General features: G+C 32.6%; 5 protein-coding genes. 2 read left to right on the top strand and 3 right to left on the bottom strand.

The features are described 5' to 3' along the window. Nucleotides 1-70 precede the first annotated feature (70 nt). On the bottom strand, nucleotides 71-1,660 hold the full coding sequence (gene bshC, locus WN975_RS13385) for a bacillithiol biosynthesis cysteine-adding enzyme BshC (RefSeq protein WP_337966981.1): 1,590 nt from the start codon (nucleotides 1,658-1,660) through the stop codon (nucleotides 71-73). 272 nt (nucleotides 1,661-1,932) lie between these two features. Here bshC and WN975_RS13380 point away from each other — a divergent pair, with 272 nt between their 5' ends. Then, nucleotides 1,933-3,210, top strand: a complete 1,278-nt coding sequence (locus WN975_RS13380; protein ID WP_099709124.1) for an MFS transporter — start codon at nucleotides 1,933-1,935, stop codon at nucleotides 3,208-3,210. Between the two features lie 144 nt (nucleotides 3,211-3,354). On the opposite strand, the gene WN975_RS13375 is transcribed toward WN975_RS13380, so the two are convergent. Together WN975_RS13375 and WN975_RS13370 are read right to left on the bottom strand one after the other, a co-directional pair. Then, nucleotides 3,355-7,431 (bottom strand): T9SS type B sorting domain-containing protein, encoded by a 4,077-nt coding sequence (locus WN975_RS13375; protein ID WP_337966980.1) that lies wholly within the window; start codon nucleotides 7,429-7,431, stop codon nucleotides 3,355-3,357. Between the two features lie 140 nt (nucleotides 7,432-7,571). Then, nucleotides 7,572-10,931, bottom strand: a complete 3,360-nt coding sequence (locus WN975_RS13370; RefSeq protein WP_337966979.1) for a T9SS type B sorting domain-containing protein — start codon at nucleotides 10,929-10,931, stop codon at nucleotides 7,572-7,574. Nucleotides 10,932-11,051: 120 nt separating this feature from the next. Here WN975_RS13370 and WN975_RS13365 point away from each other — a divergent pair, with 120 nt between their 5' ends. Beyond that, nucleotides 11,052-13,286 (top strand): radical SAM protein, encoded by a 2,235-nt coding sequence (locus WN975_RS13365; RefSeq protein ID WP_337966978.1) that lies wholly within the window; start codon nucleotides 11,052-11,054, stop codon nucleotides 13,284-13,286.

Below are 13,286 nucleotides of genomic sequence, written 5' to 3'. Positions count from 1 at the left end.
AATTTCACGAATTAGCATTAATTTTTATTCGCGAGTATTTGTAAAATTCGTGGCGAGATCTTTTGTTTTTTTATATTGTTATGATATTAAAATTTGTTTCTAATGGTTTTAATTTTTGAATTAAAAGCGGAATCAATTGTTCACCTTTTTCCAAATAAAACTCAGAAAAATTAGCTTGACGTTCCTGCAAACTTTGATTCGGAAATAACTCGAATTGTAAATCTGCGACACGTTGTAATTCACTATCCAGTTTTCGTTTTTGCGCTTTTAATAAACGTTTTTCCAGATTATCTAAACCTTTCTTTTGTTTTACTTCTTGCGCTTTTACAGCTCCGGTAAATGATTTATCAGTTTGTTGTGCCAGTTCGTAAAGATATTCAAATTGTTTTTCCAATGTTTCTTTTTGAGGCGTTAAATCAATAGGAAAAGCTGATAATTTACGCGTAATCGTATTTACTAAATCAGCAGGTTTTGTGAATAAATCTGCCCAGCTTAAACCTAATTTATCTGCCTTTTTTGCTTGTTTTTCAGTATTTAATAAAACAGAATTACGAACCAAAAGCATCGGAAAAGTGATTTTTACAGCATCAAAGAAAGATTTTAATTCTAACCAATAAGCAATTTCTCCGCCTCCGCCGATGTAACATAAATTGGGTAAAATAATTTCCTGATACAACGGACGCATAATCACATTTGGACTAAATTTCTCTGGATTATTTTCTAATAGTTGTAGAATTTCTTCTTTCGAAAATGAAATCTTTGTGTTGTTTACAAAGTATTTGTCTTTCTCAAAAATGATTCTTTCTCTTAAATCATCTTCAATATAAAACAAATTGATTTCGCGTGGATTTACCTGAACGGTATAATCTTGAAATTTTGAGATCGTTTCCTGAACAGTTTTAAAAGAAGTTTGTTGCTCTAATTCCTCTTTGATGTAAGGAATAAAAGGGCGTTTCAAATTGGTATCATCGGCATCCAGAATTACTAAACCATAATTTGCAAATAAACTATTGGCTAAAAAACGAGTTGCATCAGCAAGATTGTCATGTTTTAAATAAGCTTCTTCAAATATTTTTTTCAGGACATTAGCATTTGTGCTTGAACCTAAATCTTTCGAATATATTTCAAAAAATTCTTCTAAACCTTCTGTAGAAAGTCTTCCTACTGGTCCGGTACTTTCTTTATTCCAACGGAATTTTTTTCCTTTAAAATTAAAATAATTAATCTCTTCAAAATCGTGATCTTCTGTTGCCATCCAATAAATTGGAACAAAATTATTCGCCGGATATTTTAGTTTTAATTCTTTGGTAAGATTAATTGTCGAAATGATTTTATACAAGAAATACAATGGACCACTAAATAAATTTAATTGATGTCCGGTTGTAATTGTAAACGTATTAGGAAGTGCTAAAAGCTCAATGTTTTGTTTTGTTGAATCTGAAATTTCAATATTTTGATATTGTTTTTTTAATGTTTCAACCAAAGGAATTCGGTTTGCATTATCAAAATTAGCTTGTTTTTCAGTGATCTGTTTTTCGAAGTTTTCCAAAGTTGGAAAATGATTGTATAGCGGTTTTAATTCTGATTTTTGATCTAAATAATCTTGTATTAACTTAGAGAAATATCCTGAAGTTTGATAGCTGATACAGTCGGTAGGCATAATTTGAAATTTATTTTTTGATAGCTGTAAATTTAATGAAAATATGTAGTTAAAAACGGTTTTAACTATTGCTTATGATTTGATTTTTGTTTTTAAGTTTAAAAGTCCCGTAATCAGGTTTTTAATTTTTTTGTTTTAAAGTTGTTTGGTAAAATTGAAAGTGCATGTAATTTGTTAAAAAAGCAGGATTATTTTGAAACTTATTTTGGTAAAGATGAATTATTAATAATGAAATTATATTTTTGCAACTAAAAAAAGTATATCTATCTTACATGAAAAATAATCCTAATAAGGAAAATTCCTTGCGACATGTTCTTTTTGGTTCTTTAATTGGGACCACAATTGAATTTTTTGATTTCTATATTTATGCCAATGCTGCCGTATTGGTTTTTCCTCAACTTTTTTTCCCGGGAGCTAATAGCACCGTTTCTACACTGGAATCTTTGGCTACGTTTTCGATAGCATTTTTGGCAAGACCTTTGGGATCTGCTGTTTTTGGGCATTACGGTGATAAAATTGGACGTAAAGTAACTTTGGTAGTTGCATTATTAACAATGGGATTATCGACAATAGCAATTGGTTTTTTACCGGGTTATGCAAGTATCGGGATTGCTGCGCCAATTTTATTAATGTTATGTAGATTTGGTCAGGGAGTTGGCTTAGGAGGAGAGTGGGGTGGCGCTGTTTTATTGGCAATCGAAAATGCTCCGCCACATAAACGTGCCTGGTACGGAATGTTTCCGCAATTGGGAGCACCAATAGGATTATTGCTTTCAGGTGGAACTTTTTTAATTTTAACTGACAGCATGAGTAGTGAAGCTTTTATGGATTATGGATGGAGGATTCCATTTATAGCAAGTTCACTTTTGGTAATTGTTGGATTTTATATTCGTTTAAAAATCAGCGAAACTCCAGCTTTCGAAAATTCTAAAGAAGAACAAAAAGAAGTTAAAATCCCATTTTTTACTTTGCTAAAATCATATAAAAATCAGTTGATTTTTGGAACATTGTCTGCAGTTACAACCTTTTTGGTTTTTTATTTAATGACTGTTTTTACTCTTAGTTGGGCGACTTCAGATTTAGGTTTTACTAAAAGAGAAGCTTTATTGATTCAATTGCTTTCGGTATTGTTTTTTGCTTTTTTTATTCCTGTTTCGGCTTTAGTTGCCGATAAAATCGGACGTAGAAAAATATTAATTATTACGACAGCGGCTATTGCTGTTTTCGGATTTTTCTTTTCTTACTTTCTAAATTCGGGAAATTCTGTTTTAGTAACCGCTTTTGTTTGCATCGGAATGTCTTTGATGGGATTTACTTATGGACCGCTAGGAACTTTCTTATCTGAGTTGTTTCCTACTACAGTTCGTTATTCTGGTGCTTCTTTGACTTTTAATTTGGCAGGAATTCTTGGTGCAGCCTTTGCACCAATGATTGCAATTTGGCTGGCAAGTACGTATGGTTTGAATTATGTCGGTTTTTACTTGACAGCTGCTGCTCTAATTTCTTTAATCTCATTTTTAGTTATTTCTAAGAAAGTACATCAGTTTTAATTTTTAACCGCAAAGGTCACAAAGTTTTTTTAGATCGCGGTTTTACAAAAACACAAAGTTCGCAAAGCTTTTTTTAATATGGCTTTGCGAACTTTGTATTTTCTATGCGTAAAGTAAAATTAAAACTTAGCGGTTAATTAATTTTTATCGTTTCAAACTAAAATGTCCTCTATATTCAGTTCCGTTTAATCTCGTAACAGTAAACCAATAGTCAGATGCGGGTTGCGGGTTGCCAAGATAGTTTCCGTCCCAAACACCATTAGTAACTAATTCTTTGATTAATTTTCCGTAGCGATCAAATATTTTGATTCCTGTATTTGGTGCTAAATAAGCAAAATCAATTGTCCAGTAATCATTAAATGAATCATTGTTTGGAGTAAAGAATTTTGGAAAAGGAAGCTCATCAACAAAATTAATACAGTCGCCAGTAGTCGCTTCAAGAACTTTTATCGTTACCGGAATTCTGTCACTTTCGCAATTGTTTATTGTTTGCGAAGCATAATAAGTAATGCCGTTTTGTAGCAAAGTTGATTCTGATAAAGTAGTATTAACAGAGAGACTTTCAAACCATTTTATATTTTCTCCTTTAATATCTATATCGTTTATTTTAGCATTTTTTTGAATACAAAATGTTTGAGGAGAGTTGGCAATTGGGTTTTGGGTGTCTTGAATTTTTATAGTCACAGCAAATCGTTTGCTTTCGCAAGTGTTTAAAGTTTGTGTTGCATAATAAGTTTTGTTTTCAAGTAAGGTTGTTTCTGCCAAAATGTTTCCTGCAGTTGCTGCATCGTACCAAATAATTTCTGTTCCCTGAATATTAATATCAGCAATTGTGGCATTTTGATCAATACAGAAAGGTTGTTCTGCTTTTGCTGTCGGTAAATTTGTATCGTTGACTTTCACCAAAATTGGAGTTCTGTCACTTTCGCATCCTGTAGTTTGCGAAACATAATAAGTAGTATTATTTTCCAGCAAAGTAGTGCTCGGTAAAGTGCTGGCTGCAATGTTTGAACTGTACCATTTTAAATTTTGTCCATCAATTTGAATATCGTTTAAAGTTGCATTTTCATTTTTGCAGAAAGCACGACTATTTAGTTCAAGAGGAGCAAGTGGGGTGTTTTTTACCGAAACAGTTACCGCAAATCTTTGGCTTTCGCAATTATTTGCAGTTTGAGAAACGTAATATGTTTTTCCGTCTTGAAGACTTGTTGTATTTTGTAAAAGTGTTCCGTTTGAAGCAGCATCATACCATTTTAGAAGATCTCCCGTAACTATAATATCGACGATTGTTGGATTTGATCCGGAACAAAAAGGCTGATTTGCATCTCCAGTTGGAGACAAAGTATTTTCAATTTTTGCGATTACAGCAAATCTATCGCTTTCACAACCGCTAATTGTTTGAGTAGCGTAATACGTTACATTGTTTTGAAGTAAAGTTGTTTTTGGTAATAATGTTCCCGCGGTTGCGGCGTCGTACCATTTTATATTTTGTCCTGTAATAGCAATATTATCCAATGTAGCATTTTGAATGCTACAGAAAGTTTGCGGAGTATCGGCACTAGGAAGTGGTTGACTTGTAATAGTAACAGTTTGATTTTGAATCGAAATGTTTCCATTTCCATCATTATAACTCCACACAATAGTATAAGTTCCGGGCAAACTATATGATAATGGATCTGTTGTTATTCCTGTAATTGCTCCAGCACAAGCATCTGTAGCTGTTGGAATTGTATTTATTGTTGTGTGACAATCTCCGGTTATTGTTGGAAGAGTCGCCAAATCAGGAATTGGTTTTTCTATATCACCTATTACAACAGTGATTTTTTTGGTATCGTCACAACCGCCAGTTCCTGTAATGAAACAACTATATTCACCACTGTTAATTGCTGCTGCATTTGTAATTGTTGGATTTTGATCTGTAGATGTAAATCCGTTTGGTCCGGTCCATGAATAATTTGTTCCTCCTGAAGCTTTAAGTTCTAACGTTTTGCCAATGCATAATGGTGAATTTGATGAAATTTCTGGAATTTTAAAGGAAAGATCTTCAGAAAATTTCATTAAAAAAAAATTTTTATCGCCCAAAATATTAGATTGATAAGAACTTCCATCGGCAATATCATCATTGAAACTTGATAATCCAGCTACAAAAATTGCACCGTCAGTATGTAAAGCTATTTTTAAAGTATTATCATTACCAATATATGTTCCCCAAATAAAAAGTCCTTCTTTAGAAAATCTACCCGCATATCCATAATGAGTTCTAATTCGGTTAGGTTTATAAGAGCAGGGAGTTGTGAGTTTTAAGTCAGTTCTAAAATCCATATTTCCACCTCCAATGTAAAGTGAATTATTTTGAAAAACTATTGAAGAAATGTTAATGTCTCCCACGTAAGTACCCCACATTCTTTGTCCTTGAGCATTTAGTTTTGCTAATAAACCTTTATAAAGATTTGCATTTGAGTCTTCAAATATTCCAGATGTGGTAATGTTATCGCTACTATAAGTATACCCTCCAATATAAATATTTTCGTCATTATCAATTGCTACTGATCGAATTTCTTCCATGGGTGAGCTGCCGCCATAATAAGAACCCCAAATTCTTTCTCCGTTTAAAGAAAACTTACAAACGTATCCATCTCCGAGAAAAATAGAGTTCGGTTTTTCCTGAAAAACACCAGTAGTTGCCATATTGTTTGTACTTTTAGTAGCCCCTCCAGCAACTAAGTAAGAATCTTTTATTGTAATAGCACTTAAATTATCATTTCCGTCCCCTCCAACATAAGTCCCCCATGCTAAATTTCCATTTGTATTAAATTTTGCGATAAACGCGTCTGTATTTATCCCATAGGGACTTGCTGGAGAACTTAATTCAGTTTGAAAATTACTATTTATAGCGATATTTGTTTTACTGGAAGTTGTACCAACAATGTAAACATTATCATTAATGTCAATATCCAATTTAGTTGCATAATCGCTATCTTCACCACCAAAATAAGTTCCCCATTGCCTTACGCCACTACTATCAAATTTTACTAAGAAAGCATCTGAAGATCCTCTTAAATTTTGCTGAAAAGATCCCACGGTACTGATATTTGTTTCTGACCCTGTATAGCCTGTAATTAAAATATTATTTTGTGAATCAGTTTTTACGCCATAAATATAAACAAATTGTGTACCAGCAAAGTAGGTTCCCCATAGTCTATTGCCGTTTTTGTCAAACTTAAATATAATCCCATTTGTAATTGAATTGATATACGGATGGCTTCCGCTTGTTTGATGTGCTCCAGAAGTTGCATAAGAAGGGCTTTGCGACATTGTAGATCCTGAAACATATGCATTGCCAAGGGAATCAGTTGTTAAATCAACTTCGTACCAGTTTGAACCAGAAGTTCCAGTTTCATCTCCATAAAAAGTCCCCCAAAGTCTCGTTGGTACAGGATCAATCACAATAGTTTTACCATTTAGGGAATTCGATGAAGCAAACCCATAAACATTCTTCTTAATCTTAGTATATCCAACTTCAATCTCTTTTTTACTATTTCCTTCTTCAATCCAGCTCGCTGGAAGAGTTTCTTCCATTTTACCAAAGCGAACATTCATTTGGATTTTATTATCAACTAAATCAGTTTCAGCACCAGTAAATTTCAATTGAATGTCTGAGATTTCCCCTTTTGGATGAATAACAAAATTATATTCGACAGTTTTTTGAGGATCATTTGGAATCGAAAAAACAACATCAATATTTGGATAGATATTTTTGTAGGTAATTTGTTTGTATTGATGAACATCAATAATTCCTTCCGGTTTATTGGGAACATTATAGTAATTGTCGAAGTCTTTCGATTTTTGTTCTGCAATTAATTCAACTTTAGAACTTGAATTTACAAAGTCAATGTCTATTCTATGAAAAATATAGTCTAAATTATATTCCGGTTTGGTTTCTTTTTCTTTCTCCGGAATTTTATAGGGAATCTTTTTTGTAGTTTCTGAACGAACGATTGGAGTTTTCTTCACTTCATAAACATCATAAGAAAAACCATTTTTTCTAAGCTGAACATTTAATCCATTAGAATTTAATAGATATTTTACAGCGGAGTTCGATTTTCCTTTTTGGTCGATTATTTGACCTTTATTTTCTTTAAATCCAATAGATTGGTTCTTAGTTTGAGAAAATAGTTGGATTGTAATTATAAAAAAAAATAAAAGTAATTTATGTTTCATTTTCAAAATTTGGCTTGTCGCAAATGTAATTAAATATCTACAAAAGACAACTTAAAACTCTGCATACTAGAAAGCCGATTTTGAATCTTTTTTAGAAGAATCAAAATCGGCTTTATTACAATTTTTGAATGAAATTGTTTTTATCGTTTTAAGCTAAAATGCCCTCGATATTCAGTTCCGTTTAATCTTGTTACTGAAAACCAATAATCAGATGCGGGTAATTCCTGACCAAGAAAGGTACCGTCCCAAGTTCCATTCGAAACTAATTCTTTGATTAATTTTCCATAACGATCAAATATTTTGATTCCTGTATTTGGTGCTAAATAAGCAAAATCAATTGTCCAATAATCATTATAAGTATCATTGTTTGGTGTAAAGAATTTTGGAAAAGGAAGTTCGTCAACAAAATTAATACAGTCGCCAGTAGTAGCTTCAAGAATTTTTATTGTTACCGGAATTCTGTCACTTTCGCAATTGTTGATTGTTTGCGAAGCATAATAAGTAATGCCGTTTTGAAGTAAAGTTATTTCTGATAAAGTAGTATTAGAAGACAGACTTTCAAACCATTTTATATTCTCTCCATTAATTTCAATGTCGCTGATTTTAGCATTTTTTTGAATACAAAATGTTTGCGGAGAATTGGCAATTGGGTTTGGAGTGTCTTGAATTTTTATAGACACAGCAACTCGTTTGCTTTCGCAAGTGTTTACAGTTTGCGTTGCATAATAAGTTTTGTTTTCAAGTAAGGTTGTTTCTGTCAAAATGTTTCCTGCAATCGCTTCATCATACCAAATGATTCCTGTTCCCTGAATATTAATATCAGCAATTGTAGCATTTTGATCAATACAGAAAGGTTGTTCTGTTTTTGCTGTTGGTAAATTTGTGTCATTGACTTTTACCAAAATAGGAGTTCTTTCACTTTCACATCCTGTAGTTTGCGAAACATAATAAGTAGTATTGTTTTCCAGTAAAGTAGTATTCGGTAAAGTACTGGCTGCAATGTTTGAACTGTACCATTTCAAATTTTGTCCGTCAATTTGGATATCGTTTAAAGTTGCATTTTCACTTTTGCAGAAAGCACGACTGTTTAACTCAAGAGGAGCAAGTGGAGTATCTTTTACGGAAACTGTGACCGCAAATCTTTGACTTTCGCAATTATTTACGGTTTGAGAAACATAATATGTTTTTCCGTCTTGAAGATTTGTTGTAGTTGGCAAAAGTGTTCCATTTGAAGCGGTATCATACCATTTTACAAGATCTCCGGTAACCATAATACTTGCGATAGTAGGATTCGATCCAGAACAAAAAGGCTGATTTGCATCTCCAGTTGGAGGAGGAGTATTTTGAATATTTATTTTCACAGGAACTCTTTCACTTTCACAACCATTTATGCTTTGCGAAGCGTAATAAGTTGTGTTATTTTGAAGTAAAGTTGTATTTGGTAATAGTGTTCCTGCAGCTGCCGCGTCATACCATTTTATATTTTGACCAGTAATAGCTATATTATTCAATGTAGCATTTTGTTGAATACAGAAGTTTTGTGGAGAATTAATTAAAAGATTTGCCGGTTTTGTAATTGTCTGAAGTTTCAAATCAGCTTCAGCGAAACAGGATGGATTATTAGCAAAATAGCTTTTAACTTTGATTGTTTCTTCGTTTTTTACAGTATTCGTGTAAGGATTTGGCAAAGGAGTTTGTAATAGATTCCCATTTGAATCTCTATATTCAACCACTAAGTTTGTTTGATTATCAATAATTTTTTCATTAATATTTGAAGTGTCAAATGAGTTTGAAATTCCTGTGCCAGAAGTTGTTTCGCATGCAGTAATTGGATCTAAAGTAAAGCTTTTGGGAATATTCGTTATTACAATTTCCTTCTTTAAAGTTTGAGTTTCAGTGCCACATTTTATTATCGCAGAAACATTATATGTTCCTATGGCTGTAAATTGATGCTTCGGATTACTTATTGTTGCGCTATTATTCGTTGTAGAATTTGAATCGTCAAAATCCCATAGTATTGAATCAAAGTTTCCTTTTACTTCGAAATTAGTAGGTTCATTAAAACATGTGTTTTCGGCTAAGATAGCTCCCGAATCAGTTGATGATGCGTCAAGTTTATATTTGTATAACATTACATCAGAAGCATTATTACCACTATTATTGTTTATTACAGTATTATTAATTATTAATGGAGAACTTTGGAAACTAGCTGTTAAATAAAGATCATTTCCATGAAATAAAATTGGATTAGCAGCGTCAGTAGACATGCTACTTGTGTAATAACTTGTTCCTGAAGATTTTAGTATAAATTCAGAATCAAAACTATTTAAGTTTACTTTAAAAAGAACTAATTCTTCACTGTAATAATAAGTGTTTCCGCCTCCATTAAAAGTTCTGGATTCAATAATTTTATTAGGAAATTTCATTACACCTGTAAAACTTGAAAAGATAAATAGTTCGTTATCTTTTTCTGCTAAATAAGCTGTGTTTCCGGCAGAAGGACCGAATGCTAAAGTAGAAGAATTATTAATTTGTTTAATTCGTTCTAGTTTTCCGGTAATTACATTGAATTCTGATAGAATACTTTGTGTTATATTAAATCCAGTGTTAGGATCTGTATAAATGGTTCCAAGTATATCTGCGAATTTGTAAAAAGAGCCCCATAAATATAATTTATCATTATTGGAATTATAACGTAAAAGAGTAGGTATAAAATAAGATTCGTTTTTAATCTTATTATTAGATATTTCTTTTGTCCAAACTATATTGAGACTGGAATCGATTTTGTCAATGCTTGAGTTATTATAATCTGACCTTGAAAAATACAAATTTCCTTTTTTATCCATCTCAGAGCTAATATAGTCATCATTGCTGGTACCAAATTTCTGGGCATCTTTTAGATTTCCATTGAGATCAAATGTAGCGATAAATAATAAAGCATGATAAACATAATTTCCAGTATAAACAGTATTTATAAGTTTTATTTGATTGTTAATGGTTATGTCTGTATAAAATGTTCCAGTAATATAAAGTATATCATTATAAATATAAATATCTCTCATTCCGTAATCTGCTCCATGACCTATTGATCGGTTCCAAATTAAATTTCCATTTTTATCAAACTTAAATAGATTTAGTCCAGGATACATAGGAAAACCATTAAATGATATCGGGAAAGGGCCAACAGCATTGTGGGCATCGGCCCAGGTTATTAAAACATAGATGTTACCTTGAGAGTCATACGTTAGCTTGCTGATTTGAATTCTAAAATTATCGATTTCTTTTTTCCAAACTAAATTACAATTAAAATCATATTTGTAGAGACCAGCATAATCCCCAAAATTTCCTGAATTTTTGGCAAGATAAAGACCATCACTTGTTTTTTTTAAATCGGTAGCAACATCTCCATTCCAGCCACCTATATTTTTTGCACAATCAAAACATTGACCTTGCATTAAAAAAGAAAAAAACAGAAAAAATAAAAGTAATTTGTGTTTCATTGGATTTATTTGGATGATCGCAAATGTAATTAAATATCTACAAAAGAAAACTAAAATATCAAGTTGAATCTTTTCATAAAAAGTCCCTAAATATGCCTTATTTTTGCAAAAACATTTCTTTTGAAAACCAAACTCTTCGTCGTTACGCCTCCTTTTACGCAACTGAATACGCCTTATCCAGCGACAGCGTATATAAAAGGATTTCTAAACACTAAAAATATCGAATCGGTACAGGCTGATTTAGGTATAGATGTGATATTGGAATTGTTTTCGAAGAAAGGATTGATTGATTTGTTTCTTTATGCCGAGAAATTTATTGAGAATTTGTCATCCAGAGCGGAGTCGAAGGATGAGGTTTCAGATAACTCCAAACGTATTTTTGCTTTACAAGACGAATACATCAAGACTATTGATGCTGTAATTCAGTTTTTGCAAGGAAAAAATCCAACATTGGCATTACAAATTTGTCAGGAAGATTTTCTGCCCGAAGCTTCTCGATTTGCACAATTAGAAGAATTGGATTGGGCTTTCGGAACAATGGGAACGCAAGACAAAGCCAAACATCTAGCAACTTTATATCTTGAAGATATTTCGGATTTTATTGTAGAATGTGTCGATGAAAATTTTGGCTTTAGCCGATATGCCGAACGTTTAGGTCGAAGTGCCAATTCGTTTGATGAATTATACGAAGCTTTACAGCAAAAACCGACTTATATCGATTTGATTTTAATTTCACTTTTAAAAGAGAAAATTGAAGCAGTAAAACCGACATTATTTTTAATTTCTGTTCCCTTTCCGGGGAATTTATATAGCGCTTTTCGATGCGCACAATGGATAAAACAAAACCATCCCGAAATCAAAATTTCGATGGGAGGAGGTTTTCCAAATACCGAATTACGTTCGCTTTCTGACGCACGTGTTTTTGAATTTTTCGATTTTATTACTTTAGATGACGGAGAAGTTCCGATAGAAGAACTTGTTGAAAATTTGTCATCCCGAGCGGAGTCGAGAGACGAGAAGCGTTACAAAAGAACTTTTCTTTTAGAAGACGGAAAAGTTGTTTACAAAAACAATTCCTTAAAGCACGATTACAAACAAGCTTATGTAGGAACGCCAGATTACTCAGATTTGCCTTTGGATAAATATATTTCGGTAATTGAAATTGTGAATCCAATGCACAGAATGTGGAGCGACGGCCGCTGGAATAAACTCACAATGGCGCACGGTTGCTATTGGGGAAAATGTACTTTTTGCGATATTTCATTAGATTATATAAAAGTTTACGAACCCGTTGCCGCCAATTTATTGTGTGATAGAATGGAAGATATGATGCAGCAAACCGGTCAAAATGGCTTTCATTTTGTAGACGAAGCAGCTCCTCCAGCTTTGATGCGTGCTTTGGCTTTAGAAATTTTGCGTCGAAAACTTGCTGTAACCTGGTGGACAAACATTCGATTTGAAAAAAGTTTCTCTAAAGATTTATGTCTTTTATTGAAAGCTTCGGGTTGTATTGCCGTTTCTGGTGGTTTAGAAGTAGCTTCTGATCGATTATTAAAATTAATAGACAAAGGCGTAACCGTAGAACAAGTTGCAAAAGTTACCCGAAATTTTACTGAAGCCGGAATAATGGTTCATGCCTATTTAATGTACGGATATCCAACACAAACGATTCAGGAAACCGTTGACAGTCTCGAAATGGTGCGTCAATTGTTTGAAGCCGGAATTTTGCAATCAGGTTTCTGGCATCAATTTGCGATGACGGCGCATAGTCCCGTTGGTTTATATCCGGAGAAATTTGGAGTCACAAAAAAAACCGAAGCAATTGGAACTTTTGCAAACAACGATATTGATTATACCGATTCTACAGGAATCAATCACGATAAATTCAGCTTTGGATTAAAGAAATCACTCTTCAATTTCATGCACGGAATTTGTTTTGATTATGAATTGCAAGATTGGTTCGACTTTAAAATTCCGAAGACGAAAATTGATCCCGATTTTATTTTTAATGCACTCGAAGAAGGAAATGACTTTAATACAAAACCAAATGCAAAAGTAGTTTGGTTAGGCGGAAAACCTTCTGTAGAACATTTTACAAAATCTAAAAAAGGAAGAACGTGGGAAATGATGACTTTTACTTTTCATGATAAAAAGGAAAGTTTCAACATTCAAACCAATAAAGAAGAAGGCGAATGGCTTGTTGATATTTTGACTAAAATCACAATTTCGAATGCTAAAAACTATACTTTTCAAGAAGTAAAAGCCGATTTTGAAACCAGTTTAGATGATTTTGAATTGTTCTGGTATTCAAAACCAATTAATATATTGCGCGAATTTGGTTTGTTGGTTTTATAA

Source organism: uncultured Flavobacterium sp., assembly GCF_951805225.1.
GTDB lineage: Bacteria > Bacteroidota > Bacteroidia > Flavobacteriales > Flavobacteriaceae > Flavobacterium.
Note: the sequence above shows the minus strand (reverse complement) of the source record. Positions and strands in the feature narration are given on the sequence as shown.